Here is an 18,891-nt window from a genome sequence, read left to right as displayed (position 1 = left end):
CAATCCTCAAGGATTATCAAATGAACTCTATCACAGCTGATAACGGGGCTGAGTTCAGTCGTTTAGCAGAAGTTTTTGACCCTGCTCATATCTACTATGCCCACCCGTATTCTTCTTGGGAGCGTGGGACTAATGAGAATCATAATAGACTCATCCGGCGTTGGTTGCCTAAGGGAAGCAAAAATGCGACTCAACAACAAGTCGCATTTATTGAAAACTGGATTAACAACTATCCAAAGAAACTATTCAATTATAAATCTCCTATAGAGTTTTTACAGACTGCCTAACTTGAACTTGAAATTTGGCAATTTTTTAGCGACTAATGTTATCCCATCAAGGAAAGGTCGTGCGACACATTATTCTTCAAATAGTCCATTGAGGCTTGCAAAAGGATTATTAGCTGCTGCTTTTTCTTCTTGTTGTGCTTGATATTGTTCTTCCGTCAAAACAGTCCAGGCATTTCCACTTGGCATTTGATCATCTTGTTCTTCTTCAGAAGTTAACACACGTAAGGGAATATTAAGTAAAATATTATCGACAACACTTTCTTCTAATGAAATGGTTTCTCCCTCAATGACAAGAACCAAATCTTCCTCAATAAGCTCTGCCTTTTCCTTAACGTCACCCTCTTCGATGAAAACCTCAGATACTGATAGCGTCTCAGCTAAAACAACTGGCTCCATTGAGCGGCTAGATGGTAAGGTAATGGTGTAATCCAGCTGGTAATTAAGCAGGTAAAGCCCTGCATCATAAGAAATATGACCACGCGCTGTGACATTAGCAATATCTAAAATACTGCTATCGCGTCCAAGCAAAACTTCCTTAATATCTAGCTGGCGATCAAAGGTCACCCCTTCAGTTTGTTTTTTTAGGTCTATAAGATTAAACATGACACTATAAAGAGAGGTCTATCACTTGATAACACAACGGTTTCAACTGCTATAAAATCACTCTCTGTCCTTTCTCTTTTCATTATCTTCATTATAACAGTTTAAGGTGAAAAAATCGCCCCTTGGGACGATTTTACATTTTCTTTAGTCGTTCAATGCGGTCTGAAATAGGTGGGTGGGTTTGAAACAAGGCACTAAAGTCTCGTTTTTTCTTGGGATCATTGATGTACAAAGCTGCGCTGGCACTGTCAACTTCGTGTGCCATCGGACGTGACCTATCCAATTTTTCAAGCGCCTTAATCATTCCCATCGGATTTCGCGTTAATTCTACCGAACTGGCATCTGCTAGGTATTCCCGTTGTCTTGAAATCGCCAGTTGGACAATAGTAGCTGCAAGAGGTGCTAAAACCATCGCCAAAATCGAAAATAACAAAATCAAGATACCTGCTCCGCCATTGTCATCAGAATCACGCCGTGAGCGACTACCGCCACCGAAATACATAAAGCGCCCACCAATTGAGGATAGCAAGGTCACAGCCGAAGCTAATGCTACAGCAATTGTTGAAATTCTGACATCATAATTTCTGATATGGCTAATTTCATGCCCGATGACACCTTCTAATTCTTCACGTGTCATAACTTGAAGGAGACCAGTTGTTGCTGCTACTGCCGCATTTTCTGGACTAGAACCTGTCGCAAATGCATTCAAGGAAGCGTCGTCAACAATGAAAACACGCGGCATTGGGATTTGAGCAACCATTGCCATATCTTCCACGATGTGAAAATAATCTGGCGCTTCTGCTTCAGTCACCTCACGGGCGCCATTCATTGACATGACAATGTTAGTGGACTGAAAAATCATACTAGCGGCATAAATCGCACCAATGATTACGGCTAAAAAAGCACCTAACTCTAGACTTCCTAAAATAAGATAACCAGCCGCTGCACCTATAGCTGTGAGCAGGATAAAAAAGGCGATAATCAACACGACCGTCCGCCTTTTATTTTGGGCAATTTGGTCATATAACATCAGCTTACCTCATTAGAAATCAAATTCAACTTTTGGAACTGATTTTTCTTCTTCAGGTACTGCTAAGAATTCACTTGCTTTAAAGCCAAATAATCCTGCAACAATATTAGTAGGGACCGTCTGTAATTTGGTATTGTAATTAGCTGTTGTGCTATTGTAAAGTTGGCGGGAATAAGAAATTTTATTCTCTGTATTTGTCAATTCATCCTGTAATTTGACAAAGCTAGCATTTGCTTTCAAATCAGGATAATTTTCAGCCACTGCAAACAAACCTGTCACTTGGCGGCCAAGAGCATCTGATGCCTGCATAGCCTCTTGAGGCGTCTGAGCTTTGGCAACCTGTGCACGGAGCTCTGCTATTTTTTCCAAAGCACTTCCTTCGTACTTCGCATAACCTCTGACTGTTTCAATAAGGTTTGGAATCAAATCATTTCGACGTTTCAACTGAACATCAATCTGACTCCAAGCTTCCTGTGTCTGCATACGGCTTTTAATCAATCCATTATAAGAAGCAACGCCCCAAATCACAAGAACTGCCACAACGGCAAGAATAATCCATAACATAAGAAAGTCCTCCATCATCTTAATTTGCTCTATTATATCAAGTTTTTAATCTTTATGGTAAAATAAAGTCATGACTAAAGAAGAATTTTATCAAATGCTCGCTGATCAAGGTTTTGAGCTCAGCGATTTACAAAAGCAACAATTTAAACGCTATTTTGAACTGCTGGTCGAATGGAATGAAAAAATCAATCTGACAGCTATTACCGAGGAGCAAGAAGTCTACTTAAAACACTTCTATGATTCCATTGCACCTGTCTTGCATCATAAAATTACTAATGATAGCATTCGTCTGCTAGATATTGGGGCAGGAGCTGGTTTTCCTAGCCTTCCGATGAAAATTCTTTTCCCTAACATTGAAGTGACAATTATTGATTCTCTTAATAAGCGTATCAATTTTTTGACCCTTTTATCAGAAGAATTAGGTCTAACTGGCGTTCATTTTTATCATGGCAGAGCTGAAGAATTTGGACAAGACAAGCAATTTCGTGCGCAATTTGACATCGTGACCGCTCGTGCCGTTGCACGTATGCAAGTATTGTCTGAATTAACTATTCCTTTTTTGAAAATCGGTGGTCAATTAATCGCCTTAAAAGCTGTTGCTGCTGAAGATGAATTGGCTGACGCTAAAAATGCACTCGCCCTGCTTTTTTCAAAAGTTGTCGAAACTTACAATTATGACCTTCCAAATGGTGACAGCCGTAACATCACTATCGTTGAAAAGAAAAAAGAGACCCCAAACAAATACCCTAGACGGGCCGGTCTCCCAAATAAAAAACCATTATAAAACTGCCTTTTGTACTATATTTTACTCCTCATGCTTTACATTAGACTTGAACACCTTTATTGTATCGCGTTTGGAGTTTTTTGGTATAACCAACGACGCGTACCCGCATAGCGGGTGGTTTATTTGTTTCGCTCCGTAGGTGAGAAACGGACTAAAAGTCATATAACTGAAAAAAACTGCACACGCAGTTTTTTAATACCCAAAAATCATGAAACGAATTCCCCACAGCACTAAAAGATGTAAGGGATAAAAGGCATAAAAACCCCATTTTACCCATATTGGTGAGTAGCCACGTTGCCCATTATAAGACCACAATAGAGGAATAACCGCTAAAATTCCTACATTGGCAAGAATCATCGCCCATAGCAATGGCCCCAAATTAGGATTAGTTAGGTAACCACCATAGGCATTCCAATTAATCCAAATCATAATCAGAGAGATAATAGGAATAATCCCAAATTTTTGTTGGCTGTTTCTGAAACGATAAAAGGCGTAAATAATCGGTATCCCAAAAACTTGCCAGTCTGACCAAAACGTTAATAGCATAAAAATAATCACTACAGGAATTTCTAACCATTTAGTAGGTGCTTTTTCTAACACCATCATCATGACAACTCCCATTGCAAGGGTAAACATGATATTATTCCCCACCCAAAGTGGGAAAGGTGGCAAGAAAACGTAGTGAAATGGCAAGAAGGACAATAGGCTAAACAGAGCTAGTCTTCCAACATATTTCCAACGATTTCTCGTGTAATAAAAGCCGTCCACTATCAAATACGCCATGATTGGAAACGTTAGTAAACCTACTGATAAATAGATAAAGGCCCAAATAGGTGGATTCCAAATTCCTTCAAAGGTATGACCAATATGATTGATCAGCATAGCCGATATGGCAAGCAGTTTAAGGTAAAAGGCATCAATTTTCTTCATATTTATTCTCTTTCTTTGCCTTAGTTTATCTTCTTTCCAGTCAAAAATCAAGAATAAGCTATGTTCCTAGTTGCCTTTCTCCTAATTTTTGTTATGATATTCTTAATCTTCATACTTAGAAAGAAAACCGCTCGTGAGATCATTTTTTAATCATTTAACAGCAGCCCAAAAGCTCTGTCTCAGTTTCATCATTGTTATTATACTGGGAAGCAGCCTACTGTCCCTTCCTATTTTTCATTTGCCTTCGGCACCTCAGACAAGCTATCTAGATCACCTCTTCACCGTCATCTCCATGGTCTGTGTAACAGGACTTTCTGTTTTTCCCATCTCAGAAGTCTATAACCACGCAGGTTTGACACTCTCGATGCTTCTTATTCAAATTGGCGGTCTTGGACTCGTGACCTTAATCGCCTTCAGCTACTACACTCTACGGCGCAAACTTTCGCTAAGTGATTTAGGGGTTTTGCAAAATTCCCTCAGCCGAGAGTCCAGTAGGCACCTAAATAGGTTTCTCTTTTCCGTTTATAAATTTACCTTTTTTGTGGAAATAGCTTGCGCTTGCCTGCTGATGATTGATTTTATTCCACGATTCGGTCTAGCTTCTGGAATCTTTAATTCACTATTTCTCGCTGTCTCAGCCTTTTGTAACGCTGGATTTGACAATCTAGGAAGTTCTAGTCTTATCTCTTTCCAAACCAATCCTATTGTCAATCTGACCATTGCCTTTCTCATTATTGCTGGTGGGCTCGGCTTTGCTAATTGGATTGACATTGTTCATCGCTTGAAAGATTATGTCAAAAATAAACCTAAAAACCTTTCACTCGTTTTGAGAAAATTAAAAATTCAGACACGTTTAGTCCTTCTGGCAACAGCTATTCTCTTAACAGGAGGGACCATTATCACCTGGTTAATTGAAAGACATAATCCAAATACCATCGGCAATCTTCACCTCTTTCAACAAGGGTTGGTCTCTTTCTTTCAAACAGTGACAATGAGAACCGCTGGTTTTGCCACTATTGACTACAGTCAGGCACATTCCGCAACAAACTTCATCTTCATTATTCAAATGATTATTGGAGGCGCCCCTGGGGGTACTGCTGGGGGAATTAAACTCGCCTGCGCCGCCTTGATTGTCCTTCTCTTTCGTTCAGAGTTTCGTGGCGACAAGCAGGTCACCTTCGCTAACCGAAGCATTCCAAAAAGCATTATCCGACAAATGCTTACCATTTTAGTTTTCTTCTTTACTGTCTTTATTATGGGGTACTTCTTCTTGTTACTGGCTGAACCTGAACTCTCTCCCTTTGCACTATTATTTGAAACAGCTAGTGCTCTAGCAACTGTCGGCGTTTCCATGAATATCACACCTCAACTCAGCTTCTTCGGACGCGTGATTATCATGTTGCTGATGTTTATCGGTCGCGTAGGACCTTTAACGGTCTTGCTCAGCCTTTCTCAAAAACAAAAAACACCTATCACCTATCCAAAAGCTGACATCACGCTTGGATAAGTTTACATTAGAAAGAAATCATTATGACACATAAAATTATCGGCGTTCTAGGACTTGGACGTTTTGGATTCGCTATCGCCCATGAACTCAGTCTTTTTGGTCAGGAAGTTATCGCCATTGACAATAATCCCGAACTGGTAGAAGATGTTTCTGAATTTGTTACCAAAGCGCTTATCGGAGATATGACCGACCTTGACTTCCTCAAGGCTATCGGTATTGACCAATGTGATGTGGTCATCCTTGCGACAGGAAGTAATCTTGAAAGTTCTGTGCTCGCTCTGATGCATTGTAAAAAGCTGGGTGTTAAACAAATTATTGCCAAAGCAAGCAATGACATTTACGAAGAAGTCCTCTATCAGATTGGAGCTGATCGTGTCATCACACCTGAACGTGAAAGCGGTCGAAATCTCGCTTCTTCTTTAATGCGTCACAAAATCACAGAACTCTACCATTTAGAAGACGATATTGCTGTCATGGAATTTCTTATCCCACAAGATTGGGTGGGGAAATCCATCATAGAACTCGATATCCGTAAAAAATTCGACCTCAACCTTATCGGAATGCGTTCAGAAAAAGGCCAATCCCTCTCTACTGATTTAGCTATTGATCAACCACTAAAAGAAGGAACCATCATGGTTGCTGTTGCTAACAATCGTACCTTTGAAAAATACGATTATCTAGGGTATTTGTCTTAATTTAAATAAAAAAATCGGAAACTACTTCCGATTTTTTTATTTTTGAAAACTGAGTTTTCTTATGCATTCCAATGAAAATCTTATTCAAATTTTTCTTGGTAGAATTCGATTTTATCACCGTCGTTAAGGGTGATTTGTTCTGCACCTTTTGGTGCCATGTCGTCATTGACTTTAAACATCCAGTAGATGCCTTTTGTTTCATCTTGAGCAATACCGTCAATAGCTGTAATCATGCCATTGTCTTCTTCGACTTCATAATTGTCCTCTAAAACGTCCATAACCGTGTCGCCTTTTTCAAAAGTGACTTGTTCGTCCATTTTATTGGTATCTAAGTTGACAATGAGTTGTACCTTACCAGCTACTTGATCGTCTTTGTCTGCTCCGCCATTACCACAAGCCACTAAAAAGAGAGAAAGTAGCAAAACAAGGCTAGATAATAGTTTCTTCATGGGAAAATCTCCTAAAAAATGTTCTTATCAGTGGGTAAAAAATTAGGGTCGATAGGGCATGTGCCAAGTTAAAGAAGAACCCTGCCGCCACATAAGACCACCAAGGCATTCCAAACATCGCTGCTGAGAGGCTATCAATCACAATCCCATAGCCAATCCCTACCATGCCAGCTCCAATTGTCTCCACAAACAGTCTTATTATATCAGATTTAACCCACCTTGTCATCAAAGCCAACTGGCACTGCCACAGTAGCATCACAGCAGCAAATGATACGATTTGCAAAAAGACCCAGTGCCCAAAGCCAAGCAAGAATGAAGACACTAGCATGCTCACTGCCATGACTAAAATCGCATCGAAAATCCCCCAAACAGGCACCAATAGTAAAAAAATAGCTGTTATCGGTTGGACATTTGGTAGGCTAGAAAAAGCCTGACGTAACACCACACAAAGAGCCGCCATCATGGCAATCCTTGCCAAACGCTTTACAGTAAAAGTTTTCATAGAGACATTATAAAAAACTAGGCTACAAAATGCAACCTAGTTTCTAAACTCAGATAAGATTATCCCCAAACTTCGTCAATGATTTCTTTAACCAAGGCTAGTTTCTTCCACTGATCTTCGTCTGTCAAAATATTTCCTTCTTCCGTTGAAGCAAAACCACATTGTGTCGAAATCCAAAGTTGGTCCAACGGAATATACTGACTAGCTTCTTTCAATCGAGCAATAATAGCTTCTTTGTCTTCCAATTCAGGGAATTTTGAAGTGATTAAACCAAGAACAGCCACCTTGTCCTCATCTTTAAATTCTGCCAATGGCTCAAAACCACCTGAACGTTCATTGTCAAATTCAAGGAAGTAGGTTTTCGCAGCTTCCTCACCAAATAATTCTTTTGCGATAGGATTGTAGCCACCTGATGATGCCCAAGTTGAGTGGTAATTTCCACGGCAAACATGTGTATTGACCAAAAGACCTCCTGGGACATTTTCATAAACATCGTTGTTCAAAGTAAGGAAAAGTTCAGCTAATTCATCACGAACCTCTTCTTTTGATTTTCCTTGTAAAGCTCCCCAACCTGTTAAGAAGTTGTCATCCACCAAGACACCCCAAGTACAGTCATCAACTTGCAAGGTTTTCAAACCAGCAGCAACCAAGTCATCAACGACCTTAAGGTAAGCTGCCTTAATATCTGCACGAAGCTCTTCAAAGTCCGGATAGACTTCATTTAATTTTGCAACATGCTCTGCATCACGAATCAATTCAAAGTAGAATTGAGATGGCGCTGGAATAGTTGTTTTAGCTTCTGCGCTAGCTCCTTTTTCATCTACATAAGCTTTGAGGAACTTGTACGCCTCCACAAAAGGATGATTCTCACCAGTGATTTTCCCAGAAACAATAGCCGAGTCAGCCTTAGTCTCCTCATCATGGAATTGATAACCTTGTGCAGCTTGAATGTGGTCAATCCCATTGAACCCCCAGAAGAAATCAAGGTGCCAGTAAGCACGACGGAACTCGCCATCCGTTACTTTTTCAAGGCCAGCCTCAATTTGCTTATCCACCAGTGCTTTAATCGCCTTATCTTCTACCGCTGACAATTCTTCAGCTGAAAGGTTACCTGCTGCAAAAGCTTCACGCGCTGCCACTAATTCTTCCGGGCGTAAAAATGATCCCACATGTTCAAAATATTTCTTTGTCATAATCTCTCTCCTAAATCAATTCAAGGTTATCCCCAAACCTCGTCAATCACTTCTTTGACCAATTTTAACTTATTCCACTGGTCTTCATCTGTGATCAAGTTACCTTCCGCCGTTGAAGCAAACCCACACTGAGTTGCTAACCACAACTGCTCCAATGGGAGGTACTTGCTAGCTTCCTTGATACGAGCAATCACCTGCTCCTTATCTTCCAGTTCACCTGTCTTAGTCGTAATCAAGCCAAGAACAGCCACTTTATCAGGATTTTTAAATTCTGCTAGTGGCTCAAAACCACCTGCACGCTCATTGTCATACTCCAAGAAGTAGGACGTCGCATTTTCCTTACCAAAAAGCGTCTCCGCAACTTTAGTGTAAGGACCTTCTGTCAAATGCGTTGATTGGTAGTTCCCACGACAAACATGCGTGTTAATTGTCAAATCTTCCGGAAGATTTTCAATCGCCTTATTATTGATATGCAGGAAGTTATCACGAATCACCTCTTGAGGCACAGCCCCCTTGGTCATCTTCTGATGGAAATCATCGTCCATGACAATTCCCCAACTACAGTCATCCAACTGGATTGTACGGGCACCTTCTTCATAAAGGGCAAGAATAGCAGAGCGATAAGCAACGGCTAAATCTTCTACTAACTCTGCTTGGTTTGGATAGACTTCAAGAGCCTTCTGCAAGTTGCTGCCGCGTTGCAATTCAATCAAGCACTGCGATGGCGATGGGATGGTAATCTTAGCTTCCACACCACGCTCATCTGCTAATGCCTTCACAAATTGGAAGTGCTTGATAAAGGGATGATTTTCTTTAGTGAATCCGATCTTTCCTGTTACAAGAGCAGAATCATCATTTGTCTCAACCCCAACGAAATGCAAGCCCTCACCATAGTTTAGCTTCTCAATGCCATCAAAGCCCCAGAAGAAATCCACATGCCAGTTGGCACGACGGAACTCACCGTCTGTTACTTTTTCAAGTCCAACAGCAACCTGTTTATCAACCAATTCTGTAATAAGACGGTCTTCAACAGCCGTCAATTCCTCAGCAGTGATTTTTCCAGCCTCAAAATCTTCGCGTGCCTGAACCAATTCAGCTGGTCGTAAAAACGATCCCACATGTTCAAAATATTTCTTTGTCATCATAAATCTCCATTTGTTTTAGTAAGTCTAGTTTATCAGAGTCTTATATAGCTGTAAAATATATATTTATTATCATTTGTTATAACTTTTAGCTATACATAATTTCTGCTCTGCCATGTTATAATGAAAGAAAAACAGAGAACCGTTAGAAGAACAAGAAACTTTTGTCGGTAAAGGATTATTGTGATGAAAAAACTCAGAATTCTCGTATCTGGTCGTGTCCAAGGAGTTGGCTTTCGTTATTCAACCTATGCCCTCGCTTTAGAAATTGGTGATATCTATGGTCGCGTATGGAATAATGATGACGGAACGGTTGAAATTTTAGCACAATCAGACGATTCCGCTAAAATGGCTAAATTTATCCAAGAAATCCGAAAAGGTCCTTCACGTTTTGCCAAGGTAACCTATGTGGATGTCACCATGACCCGCTTTGACGACTTCACTGATTTTAGGATGGCTAATTAAAAAACACCCAAAATTAAAAATACAACCTTAGAATGATTGAGAATTATTCTAAAAAAAGGTAAAATAGTAATGTTATGTCTGAAATATACGATTAGACACCACTATAACATAAAGGAATTACATTCAGTGAAAAAACTTCAAAAACGACTAGCCTTATCAGGCTTATCTCTATCAATGCTTCTGCTTTTAACAGGCTGTGTTGGCCGTGACAAAGCAGGGAATCCAGCTGGTCTTATCTGGGATGTCTTCGGTAAACCAATGGCAAGCCTCATCAGCTTCTTTGCTGATAATATGGGACTTGGTTTTGGACTTGGAATCATTCTAGTGACTATTATTGTCCGCTTTATTATCCTACCTCTAGGTCTTTACCAAAGCCGTAAAGCAGCTTATCAATCTGAAAAAATGGCCTATCTCAAGCCAATTTTAGAACCGCTTCAAAAGCGTATGCAAGACCCAAATCTTTCTCAAGAAGAAAAAATGGCTGCTCAAGCAGAATACTTTGCGGCACAAAAAGCAAATGGAGTGAGCATGTTTGGTGGCATCGGATGTCTTCCTCTCCTCATTCAAATGCCATTCTTCTCAGCGATGTTCTTTGCGGCGCAACACACACCAGGCATTGCCGAGAGCAAATTCTTATGGATGAATCTCGGAAAACCTGACTTTATCTTAATTGCTATCATCGTTGCCCTGTACTTCGTCCAATCTTGGTTATCAGTACAAGCCGTACCTGAAGAACAACGCCAACAAATGAAAGCTACCATGTACTCAATGCCTCTGATGATGGCATTCTTCACCTTTAGCCTTCCTGCTAGTGTGGGACTCTACTGGTTTGTCGGTGGTATCTTCTCCATCTTCCAACAATTGATTACAACTTACATCATCAAACCAAGTTTACGAAAAAAAGTTGCTGAAGAATTTGAACTCAATCCACCAAAAAAATTCAACACTTCAAACACACGTCGTGATGTGACACCACAAGCCTCTCAAGCAATTATGACAAAATCAAATCGCAATGCAGGTAAACAACGTAACCGTAAATAATTAACAAAACCGCACTCTTGCGGTTTTTTCTTATGCTCTTATAGTATTTTGAATCAGGAATAGGACAACTGAAAATGAGATGAATAATAGAATTATCTCTCATAACCCTAATTAAATAACGTCCTGTTCCTAATTCAAATAACTATAAGGTACTATCTCACTTTTGACAATGCAAAAAAGCCCCAGTAAAACTAGGGCTTTTACAATTAAAAGTTGTCTGACTTAATAATTGTTATTCTGGGAACTTAAGATATCTTAAGCTTCGATTTCTGAAACGATACCTGAACCAACAGTACGTCCACCCTCACGGATAGAGAATGTAGTACCTTGTTCTACGGCGATTGGGTGGATCAACTCAACGTCGATAGTCACGTTATCACCTGGCATTACCATTTCTGTACCTGCTGGAAGTTCGATTGAACCTGTAACGTCAGTTGTACGGAAGTAGAATTGTGGACGGTAGTTGTTAAAGAATGGAGTGTGACGTCCACCTTCTTCTTTAGAAAGGATGTAGACTTCACCTTTAAATTTAGTGTGTGGGTTGATTGAACCTGGTTTAGCGATAACTTGACCACGTTCGATTTCGTCACGTTGAACACCACGAAGAAGGATACCTACGTTGTCTCCTGCAAGACCTTCGTCAAGTTGTTTACGGAACATTTCAACACCAGTAACAACTGCTTTTTTAGTTTCTTCTTTGATACCAACGATTTCGATTTCGTCGTTGACTTTAACAGTACCACGGTCGATACGTCCTGAAGCAACTGTACCACGTCCAGTGATTGAGAATACGTCCTCGACTGGAAGAAGAAGTGGTTTGTCAGTGTCACGAACTGGTTCTGGAATGTACTCATCAACAGTGTTCATCAATTCCATAACGATGTCTTCGTATTTAGAGTCACCTTCAAGAGCTTTAAGAGCTGAACCTTGGATAACTGGAAGATCATCACCTGGGAAATCGTATTCTGAAAGAAGGTCACGGATTTCCATTTCAACGAGTTCAAGAAGCTCTTCATCGTCAACAAGGTCGATTTTGTTCATGAACACGATAAGGTGTTTAACACCTACTTGGCGTGAAAGAAGGATGTGCTCACGAGTTTGTGGCATTGGTCCATCTGTAGAAGCTACTACAAGGATAGCTCCGTCCATTTGAGCGGCACCAGTGATCATGTTTTTAACGTAGTCCGCGTGTCCTGGAGCGTCGATGTGAGCGTAGTGACGTTTTTCAGTTTCGTACTCAACGTGTGCAGTGTTGATTGTGATACCGCGTTCGCGCTCTTCTGGAGCAGCATCGATAGACGCATAGTCTTTTGGTTGGTTTACTGCTGATGGCAAGCGACGTGCCAAAACAGTAGTGATAGCTGCAGTAAGAGTAGTTTTACCGTGGTCAACGTGTCCAATTGTACCGACGTTAACGTGTGGTTTGCTACGATCGTATTTTTCTTTTGCCATTGTGGAAAAAGCCTCCAATAAAATATATTTTATAGATAGACAGTAGGCAATACGGTCTAACTTTACCTTACCATTCTATCAAATTACCAAATAATTGCAAGCTTTTTGTGCGTTTTCACCAAATCTTACTTTTTTCTTACTTTTCTAAGTGGTGATATGGCTGAATTTCGACGCTTTGACCAATATTGGAAGCGTAAATCCAGCTAGCATTTTCCAACTGTTTGAAGTTTTCAGCACGACCTGTCAAAATAACACCAGCAAATTTGGCAGTTTTTGGATCAGAGTTGTTTTTCAAATAGGCCTTAATATCTTTCTTCGTATCTAATTCACTTCCGTCTGCACCACCGTATGTGCTACCTAAGTAATCTTTTTCCAATGCTTCCTTAGCATATCCTTGGAAAATCGTATAGCTGTTTTGTAAACCAGTCAAGGCATCAACAGAATCTGGTGCGCCTATATCAATTTTGGATAAGTCAGGGTTTTTATCTTTTTTCGTTGCTTCTCTTGCTGCTTTTTCCCACTCTTTAGCTTGTTGATAAGTCATGGTCGCTTCTTCATTATGGGTCATGCCAAATGTATCACTTAATTGTATTGTACTAGTATCATACTTACTTGTCGTACCAATCCAGTACCAGTTTATCTTTAGATTATCTGGAATCATTTCCATGATTTCTTCCAGTGTATAACCTTTATCAAAAGTAATCGCCATCTCTACTGCTTGACCAGACATTTCTGAAGTGAGTGCAATATCCTGTGTCACTTTTACATAACTGTCTTTACTATTATAATCATAGTTTACATTGTAGAAAATAGGTACCTTGTAGCTACTTCCTCGTGTATATTTTGAGTGATTATCATCACCTAACATCGTTCCTGCACTACTGTTACCACCACCTAATAGGCGAAGGGAGTAACTGACTTCAAAAGGTTCAAATGGAACAATAATCCCATCAATATCTTTGAAGCGGTCAGAGTAAAAATTTCCTGTAAATTGAGAGGTTGCGTTATAGCCCCATGTGCTGTAAGAAATATTAGGATAGGCAATTTCACTTTCCAATACATAGCTATCACGAATGTTTTCTCCATTACGACTGGTCAGATAATTTAACCCCATATAAGTCGCAAACAGAATTCCCAATACCAGAATAGTACTTAGTAAAATGTTACGAAGAGTATTCTTACGTTTATTTTTCTTTGCAATTTTTTCAAAGTTAGATAAAGTCTTCATAGGTATATCCTTCTTTCTCTAATTTTTGTCGGAGGGCTTTTCGTCCTCTCATAAGATTGATTTTGACTTTACTGACACTATAGTGAAGTAGCTCTGCTATTTCCCTAACCGTCAGGTCTTGAAAATAGAAAAGGTCAAGTGGTAGGCGATACTTTTGGTCCAAGCTGAGCAGGCATTGAGAGAGAGGTTCATAGGTTTTATCATCGAACTTTATCCAAGTCTCTTCTGTAAAAAAAGCCTTTTGCAAAATCTCATGATAGCGTTTATCACGCCGATACTTGTCAATATAGGTTCGAATGGCTGTACGATAAAGCCAGGCTCGCATCTTATCAGCAGGTAGTACGATGTCACTTGCAAGTATTTTAACTAGAATATCCTGTGCTATATCCTTTGCATCTTCTGCTTTTGCTCCTGATTTTATCAAATAAAAACAAATTTCCTCTGCAACATCAACTAAATAGGCCTCATAACCCGAAAGTTTCATCAATTCACCTCCTAACTTTTCTCTTTTCATTAGTATAACGAATAATGAGTAAATTGGTTACAAACTTTAAAAAAATATTTTTATCAAACTCTCAATAGTTCAGAATAGACGGTCTATAACTGTAAGATAAGCGCCCTTACTTGATCCACCTATCGCTTATCAGCAATGCTAAACCTTTCCGATTCACCAATTGTGATTACTCTGATAAATTCTCTATGTATAAAATTCTTGTTTTTATGACATTACAGTGATATACTTAAATGGTTAATCTTTAACTAGTTAAGTATTTTATTTTAGAAAGGATTTTATTATGAAAGCAAAAAAACAAATACTTACAATTATCGGATTGGCATTAACCTGTCATATTACTTTAACCGCCTGCCAAGCACCTGCTAAAAACAGCCATGAACATGGTTCAAAAAAACATCAAGAATCTAAAAAAAGTCAGAAATCTAAATCAGATAAAACAACTAAAGCAACTCAATCTAAGGATTCTTCCAAAAAGAAAGTTGTTCCTGGTATCGATAAACCTACAGATGATGGCTTTTTATTAACCGATGAGTCTCAGATCGAAAATAAAACCTCAACTGGAATTATTGTTAAACACGATGGGCACAGTCACTTTATTTTCTATGATGACTTAAAGGGAAGTAAGTGGGAATACCTCATCCCTAATGATTCTCATAAAATAGCCTCTACCCCTTCTCGCCAGAACAAATCACAGTCAATCGTTAATAGTAAATCCACCAATTCTACTGATGACGGTTATGTTTTCAATCCAAATGATATCGTTGCTGAAGATGAGAATGGTTATACGGTTCGGCACGGTGACCACTATCACTATATTCCCAAATCACAACTAACACCAGGAAAACCACTACATTTTTCTGAACCTAAGCATTCTGTCACACCTTTAGAAGAGCGTCATGGTAAAGCAAACAGTGATATTGTTTATAGCTTGCAAGAAATCAACTACGCTAAAGCTAATGGAAAATATACAACCTCTGACGGATACATTTTTAAAGCTGAGGATATTATTAGCCGTCATGGTAATGGTTATTTAGCTCGTCATAGAGGGCATCAACACTGGATTCCTAAGGAACAACTTTCAGATGAAGAGAAAAAAGCAGCAGAAGATTTTCTTGCCCAAAAAGAACAGTTAAACAACCCAACACAGCCGAATCTTTCTCTTCCGAAAGTAAATCCGCAGGAACAATCTGATTTTGAAGCTAAATTGGAAAAAAAGTTAGCTCGTATCATGAAACAATATGGGCTCAAACGTGAACAAATTACAGTTGATCGTGAAAAAAATGCTATCATCTATCCTCATGGAGACCACCATCATGCTGAGCCTATTGATGAGAAAAAACCATATGGAGGTGGACATTCTCATAATAATTATGAGATTTTCGATCCTGAAGCTGGAGTTGATCAGAAATCTACCGATAAAGTTTACCAAGGCGAGGAATTACAGAAAGCCATTCAACTTTTACGCTCTGGGACATTTAATAACCAGGCTTTCACATTGGATCACGGTCAGAAACGTGTCTCATTTATTTTCTCTCCAACTCTCAAAAAAGATTTGGGAACTAACATTCGTGTAACCTTGCTGACACCTGATGGAAAGACCTTAGAAAAGCTCTCTGGTTTTGTCTTTGGTTCTGGAGTAGGGAATATCGCTAATTTTGAATTAGACAAATCCTACTTACCAGGGGATGTTTTTAATTACACTATTAGCTCTAAAGATTATCCCGAAGTCACTTACAGCGGACATTTTAAAGTTAACGGTTCATTAGCCTATGAAATGGCACGACATGCTATATTTGAACCTTTTTATGCCGGTGATACAACTCTCCGAGTAACGACTAAATTTCCACTAACAACTGGCACTAAAGCACTTGTCAGAGTATTCGATGATTTCCATGGAACTCCTTATTTGGAAAACAATTATACCGTTGGTACGATTACCCTACCTATCCCTAAAAACAATCAAGGAACAACAGCTACAGCCGGTAATGTCATCCCAGTGACCTTTATGGTTAATCCATATGAGGAAAATGAAAGCTACTACCTCGTTGAAATCCCTGTATTAGATTCGACAACTAAACCAGACAGATCGACTGAGGCCCCTGAAATCACACCAGTTCCTCAACCTATGCAACCAACTCCTACACCTGAGAAGCCTAATCCTCAGGAACTGCAAGACAAGTTAATCGCTTTTGCTCAAAAATATGGAGTTGGACTTGACAGTATTATCTTTTCACCTGACGGCAGCATGGAACTCATATTACCTGATGGTAAATCTATTCCTATTGATCCTAAAGATTTAGAATCACTTGCACCTCAACCAGAAACTCAAAAGGACCCTGAGGTTACACCAGTTCCTCAACCTATGCAACCAACTCCTACACCTGAGAAGCCTAATCCTCAGGAACTTCAAGATAAGTTAGTTGCTTTTGCTCAAAAATATGGAGTGGGCCTTGACAGTATCATCTTCTCTCCTGACGGCAGCATGGAACTCATATTACCTGATGGTAAATCTATTCCTATTGATCCTAAAGATTTAGAATCACTTGCACTTCAACCAGAAACTCAAAAGGACCCTGAGGTTACACCAGTTCCTCAACCTATGCAACCAACTCCTACACCTGAGAAGCCTAATCCTCAGGAACTTCAAGATAAGTTAGTTGCTTTTGCTCAAAAATATGGAGTGGGCCTTGACAGTATTATCTTCTCTCCTGACGGCAGCATGGAACTCATATTACCTGATGGTAAATCTATTCCTATCGTTTTAGAGGAATTATAAATCACTAGTTAAGCTATAAGCTGCATAGCCACACTCACTCCGCATTCCCCACTTAAACAAAAGAGCTAGAACCGCGTTCATGTTGAACGCAGTCCTAGCTCTTTTTATAATTATGATAAAGTATCTTCTAGTTCACGATAAATAGCCTCGCGTTTTTCACTAGCATCAATGTTTAAGACAAAGGCTATGGCCACTGATAGGACCAAGAGACTGTTCCCCCCTAAGGATAGAAATGGGAAAGTAACCCCTGTCGATGGAATCAAGCCTGATATCCCACCAATGTTAACAAAGACTTGGACAAGCATCATACCACCAATTCCTAGCGCCATCATGCTGTTAAAAGGATCTTTGGCCTTAATCCCAACTAATAAAATCCGTAAAATAAGGAAAAAGACTAAGGCTAGAATGAGCGCCCCACCGATGTAACCTAATTCTTCGATGATAATTGAAAACACAAAGTCAGTCTGAGACTCTGGCAAGTATCCCCGCTTTTCAATGGAATTTCCAAGACCTCTACCAAACCAGCCACCATTACTCATGGCATAGTATGAATTGGCCAATTGGTGTCCTGCACCTTGAACATCTTCAAAAGGATTAAAGAAAGCCGAGAAGCGCTTTGCCACATAGCCAAACACAGGGATTTTAGCAAATACATCAACACCAACTATAGAAATTGTCCCAAGAAATGCAGCTGAGCCTGCCACAATCACTGCTAGGAGACCCGAAAACCACCTGAATCCAATACCACTAACCGAAAACATGATAATCGCTGTTAGAATGATAATCGTTGCATTACCAAGGTCTGGCTGAAAAGCAACCAGAAAAACCATCAAGGCTGAATAAAAGCGCCAGTCTTGAAATTTTCGAGGAAAAAGAGTTCCCCTAGTCAAGGCTTGATAATCATAGATTTCCACCTCTTCCTGCCGTCTTGAAAAAATCAATGCCAAATACCAAATAATCAAAATTTTTAAATATTCGGCTGGCTGGAAGGTGAATAGGCTGCGCCCAGCAACTGTAATAGCAATCCAACCGTGCGCTCCATTGACCGTTTCTGTGAAAAAACGTGAATAGAGCAACATCCCAATCTCAACCCAGATAGCTATTGAAACAATACTTGTATTTTTCAAAAAACCAAGTTTCAAACGGTAGATGAAAGCAATCGCTATTAAACTCAAAAACCAAAACACTGTCTGGTTCAAGACAGAGCTAAAAGGATTAGCACCTTTCTGTACTAAACTAGCACTGGTTGTTGAATAAATGACAATTAGCCCTAAAATCGACAGGGCTAAATAAGGCAAAAATATTGAATAGTTCAATAAATGCCGCTTGTTTATTTTCATAAAAACACCTCAAATCGTCAAAAATAAAAGATTTCAGTATAGATTAAAAGACGACCTTTCAATCTTATACTCCATAAAAATCAAAAGCTAACTAGGCAACGAAAGTGCAGATAGAACTAAATAAAGTTCATCAAGTTAAGATAATGACGCTAGATTTTAATTTTTGACGAGTCTTATTTTTCATACAGTCAATAATTTATTATAGCACGTTTTCATATCATTTGCGAACAAAGGAAAAACGAAAGAGAGGAATCCTCATTCGGGTAATTTCCCAAAGTAATTTCCACTTTAGCTTTCGAAGTGGAAATTAGTCTAAAACGGATTTTTATGGTGGAATTAAGTCTGAGACGTTTGTGTTAGAAATGAGTCCTTACTATGACAAAATATAA

The 18,891-nt window shown here is 39.4% G+C and carries 19 protein-coding genes; 7 read left to right on the top strand and 12 right to left on the bottom strand.

The window, feature by feature from the left end:
* On the top strand, positions 1-287 hold a 287-nt coding region (locus EAF07_RS09755; protein ID WP_121835272.1), incomplete at its 5' end, for an IS30 family transposase.
* Positions 288-356: 69 nt separating this feature from the next.
* On the opposite strand, the gene EAF07_RS09750 is transcribed toward EAF07_RS09755, so the two are convergent.
* From EAF07_RS09750 to EAF07_RS09740, 3 genes are all read right to left on the bottom strand, one after another.
* On the bottom strand, positions 357-890 hold the full coding sequence (locus EAF07_RS09750) for a YceD family protein (RefSeq protein WP_121836372.1): 534 nt from the start codon (positions 888-890) through the stop codon (positions 357-359).
* A gap of 133 nt (positions 891-1,023) precedes the next feature.
* On the bottom strand, positions 1,024-1,920 hold the full coding sequence (htpX, locus tag EAF07_RS09745) for a zinc metalloprotease HtpX (protein ID WP_121836371.1): 897 nt from the start codon (positions 1,918-1,920) through the stop codon (positions 1,024-1,026).
* Positions 1,921-1,932: 12 nt separating this feature from the next.
* Positions 1,933-2,484: a LemA family protein gene (locus EAF07_RS09740; protein WP_121836370.1), complete on the bottom strand. Its 552-nt coding sequence runs from the start codon at positions 2,482-2,484 to the stop codon at positions 1,933-1,935.
* 70 nt (positions 2,485-2,554) lie between these two features.
* Between EAF07_RS09740 and rsmG the strand changes: the two genes are divergently transcribed.
* The gene (gene rsmG / locus EAF07_RS09735) at positions 2,555-3,268 is read left to right on the top strand and encodes a 16S rRNA (guanine(527)-N(7))-methyltransferase RsmG (RefSeq protein WP_121836369.1); all 714 of its coding nucleotides are present in this window, start codon (positions 2,555-2,557) and stop codon (positions 3,266-3,268) included.
* 192 nt (positions 3,269-3,460) lie between these two features.
* Here the strand turns inward: rsmG and EAF07_RS09730 are convergent, their stop codons facing one another.
* On the bottom strand, positions 3,461-4,198 hold the full coding sequence (locus EAF07_RS09730) for a TraX family protein (RefSeq protein WP_121836368.1): 738 nt from the start codon (positions 4,196-4,198) through the stop codon (positions 3,461-3,463).
* A 133-nt stretch (positions 4,199-4,331) separates the two neighbouring features.
* On the opposite strand from EAF07_RS09730, the gene EAF07_RS09725 reads away from it, so the two are divergent.
* Together EAF07_RS09725 and EAF07_RS09720 are read left to right on the top strand one after the other, a co-directional pair.
* A complete protein-coding gene (locus EAF07_RS09725) occupies positions 4,332-5,705 on the top strand; it encodes a TrkH family potassium uptake protein (RefSeq protein ID WP_121836367.1) in 1,374 nt (457 codons plus the stop codon).
* A gap of 23 nt (positions 5,706-5,728) precedes the next feature.
* Positions 5,729-6,400, top strand: coding sequence for a potassium channel family protein (locus tag EAF07_RS09720; RefSeq protein ID WP_121836366.1), 672 nt, complete (start codon positions 5,729-5,731; stop codon positions 6,398-6,400).
* A gap of 80 nt (positions 6,401-6,480) precedes the next feature.
* Here the strand turns inward: EAF07_RS09720 and EAF07_RS09715 are convergent, their stop codons facing one another.
* The 4 genes from EAF07_RS09715 to EAF07_RS09700 are packed head-to-tail and all read right to left on the bottom strand — an operon-like array spanning position 6,481 to position 9,686.
* Positions 6,481-6,849 (bottom strand): DUF4430 domain-containing protein, encoded by a 369-nt coding sequence (locus tag EAF07_RS09715; RefSeq protein ID WP_121836365.1) that lies wholly within the window; start codon positions 6,847-6,849, stop codon positions 6,481-6,483.
* On the bottom strand, positions 6,830-7,351 hold the full coding sequence (locus EAF07_RS09710) for an ECF transporter S component (protein ID WP_121836364.1): 522 nt from the start codon (positions 7,349-7,351) through the stop codon (positions 6,830-6,832). Before EAF07_RS09710 ends, EAF07_RS09715 begins: the two co-directional genes overlap by 20 nt.
* Before the next feature lie 59 nt (positions 7,352-7,410).
* The gene (locus EAF07_RS09705; protein ID WP_121836363.1) at positions 7,411-8,544 is read right to left on the bottom strand and encodes a 5-methyltetrahydropteroyltriglutamate--homocysteine S-methyltransferase; all 1,134 of its coding nucleotides are present in this window, start codon (positions 8,542-8,544) and stop codon (positions 7,411-7,413) included.
* Positions 8,545-8,570: 26 nt separating this feature from the next.
* Entirely contained in the window at positions 8,571-9,686 is a 1,116-nt protein-coding gene (locus tag EAF07_RS09700) for a 5-methyltetrahydropteroyltriglutamate--homocysteine S-methyltransferase (protein ID WP_121836362.1), read from the bottom strand.
* Positions 9,687-9,872: 186 nt separating this feature from the next.
* Here EAF07_RS09700 and EAF07_RS09695 point away from each other — a divergent pair, with 186 nt between their 5' ends.
* Both EAF07_RS09695 and yidC read left to right on the top strand, forming a co-directional pair.
* Positions 9,873-10,151: an acylphosphatase gene (locus EAF07_RS09695; RefSeq protein WP_121836361.1), complete on the top strand. Its 279-nt coding sequence runs from the start codon at positions 9,873-9,875 to the stop codon at positions 10,149-10,151.
* 126 nt (positions 10,152-10,277) lie between these two features.
* Positions 10,278-11,192 (top strand): membrane protein insertase YidC, encoded by a 915-nt coding sequence (gene yidC / locus EAF07_RS09690; protein ID WP_121836360.1) that lies wholly within the window; start codon positions 10,278-10,280, stop codon positions 11,190-11,192.
* Positions 11,193-11,447: 255 nt separating this feature from the next.
* Here the strand turns inward: yidC and tuf are convergent, their stop codons facing one another.
* The 3 genes from tuf to EAF07_RS09675 all read right to left on the bottom strand — a co-directional run bounded on the left by tuf (position 11,448) and on the right by EAF07_RS09675 (position 14,356).
* The gene (tuf, locus tag EAF07_RS09685; protein WP_121836359.1) at positions 11,448-12,644 is read right to left on the bottom strand and encodes an elongation factor Tu; all 1,197 of its coding nucleotides are present in this window, start codon (positions 12,642-12,644) and stop codon (positions 11,448-11,450) included.
* A 136-nt stretch (positions 12,645-12,780) separates the two neighbouring features.
* The gene (locus EAF07_RS09680; RefSeq protein WP_121836358.1) at positions 12,781-13,872 is read right to left on the bottom strand and encodes an anti sigma factor C-terminal domain-containing protein; all 1,092 of its coding nucleotides are present in this window, start codon (positions 13,870-13,872) and stop codon (positions 12,781-12,783) included.
* A complete protein-coding gene (locus EAF07_RS09675) occupies positions 13,856-14,356 on the bottom strand; it encodes an RNA polymerase sigma factor (protein ID WP_245962725.1) in 501 nt (166 codons plus the stop codon). Before EAF07_RS09675 ends, EAF07_RS09680 begins: the two co-directional genes overlap by 17 nt.
* Before the next feature lie 310 nt (positions 14,357-14,666).
* Here EAF07_RS09675 and EAF07_RS09670 point away from each other — a divergent pair, with 310 nt between their 5' ends.
* A complete protein-coding gene (locus EAF07_RS09670; protein ID WP_121836356.1) occupies positions 14,667-17,162 on the top strand; it encodes a pneumococcal-type histidine triad protein in 2,496 nt (831 codons plus the stop codon).
* Positions 17,163-17,272: 110 nt separating this feature from the next.
* On the opposite strand, the gene ftsW is transcribed toward EAF07_RS09670, so the two are convergent.
* The gene (gene ftsW / locus EAF07_RS09665; RefSeq protein WP_121836355.1) at positions 17,273-18,502 is read right to left on the bottom strand and encodes a cell division peptidoglycan polymerase FtsW; all 1,230 of its coding nucleotides are present in this window, start codon (positions 18,500-18,502) and stop codon (positions 17,273-17,275) included.
* Between the last annotated feature and the right edge of the window lie 389 nt (positions 18,503-18,891).

Source organism: Streptococcus hillyeri (assembly GCF_003686955.1).
GTDB classification, from domain to species: domain Bacteria; phylum Bacillota; class Bacilli; order Lactobacillales; family Streptococcaceae; genus Streptococcus; species Streptococcus hillyeri.
This window is presented reverse-complemented; position numbering and strand designations above follow the sequence as displayed.

Excerpts from the sequence above, each read along its gene's own strand:
- EAF07_RS09750 (WP_121836372.1), bottom strand. The coding sequence starts at position 890 with ATGTTTAATCTTATAGACCTAAAAAAACAAACTGAAGGGGTGACCTTT.
- htpX (WP_121836371.1), bottom strand. The coding sequence starts at position 1,920 with ATGTTATATGACCAAATTGCCCAAAATAAAAGGCGGACGGTCGTGTTG.
- EAF07_RS09740 (WP_121836370.1), bottom strand. The coding sequence starts at position 2,484 with ATGTTATGGATTATTCTTGCCGTTGTGGCAGTTCTTGTGATTTGGGGC.
- rsmG (WP_121836369.1), top strand. The coding sequence starts at position 2,555 with ATGACTAAAGAAGAATTTTATCAAATGCTCGCTGATCAAGGTTTTGAG.
- EAF07_RS09730 (WP_121836368.1), bottom strand. The coding sequence starts at position 4,198 with ATGAAGAAAATTGATGCCTTTTACCTTAAACTGCTTGCCATATCGGCT.
- EAF07_RS09720 (WP_121836366.1), top strand. The coding sequence starts at position 5,729 with ATGACACATAAAATTATCGGCGTTCTAGGACTTGGACGTTTTGGATTC.
- EAF07_RS09715 (WP_121836365.1), bottom strand. The coding sequence starts at position 6,849 with ATGAAGAAACTATTATCTAGCCTTGTTTTGCTACTTTCTCTCTTTTTA.
- EAF07_RS09710 (WP_121836364.1), bottom strand. The coding sequence starts at position 7,351 with ATGAAAACTTTTACTGTAAAGCGTTTGGCAAGGATTGCCATGATGGCG.
- EAF07_RS09705 (WP_121836363.1), bottom strand. The coding sequence starts at position 8,544 with ATGACAAAGAAATATTTTGAACATGTGGGATCATTTTTACGCCCGGAA.
- EAF07_RS09700 (WP_121836362.1), bottom strand. The coding sequence starts at position 9,686 with ATGACAAAGAAATATTTTGAACATGTGGGATCGTTTTTACGACCAGCT.
- EAF07_RS09695 (WP_121836361.1), top strand. The coding sequence starts at position 9,873 with ATGAAAAAACTCAGAATTCTCGTATCTGGTCGTGTCCAAGGAGTTGGC.
- tuf (WP_121836359.1), bottom strand. The coding sequence starts at position 12,644 with ATGGCAAAAGAAAAATACGATCGTAGCAAACCACACGTTAACGTCGGT.
- EAF07_RS09680 (WP_121836358.1), bottom strand. The coding sequence starts at position 13,872 with ATGAAGACTTTATCTAACTTTGAAAAAATTGCAAAGAAAAATAAACGT.
- EAF07_RS09675 (WP_245962725.1), bottom strand. The coding sequence starts at position 14,356 with ATGAAACTTTCGGGTTATGAGGCCTATTTAGTTGATGTTGCAGAGGAA.
- EAF07_RS09670 (WP_121836356.1), top strand. The coding sequence starts at position 14,667 with ATGAAAGCAAAAAAACAAATACTTACAATTATCGGATTGGCATTAACC.
- ftsW (WP_121836355.1), bottom strand. The coding sequence starts at position 18,502 with ATGAAAATAAACAAGCGGCATTTATTGAACTATTCAATATTTTTGCCT.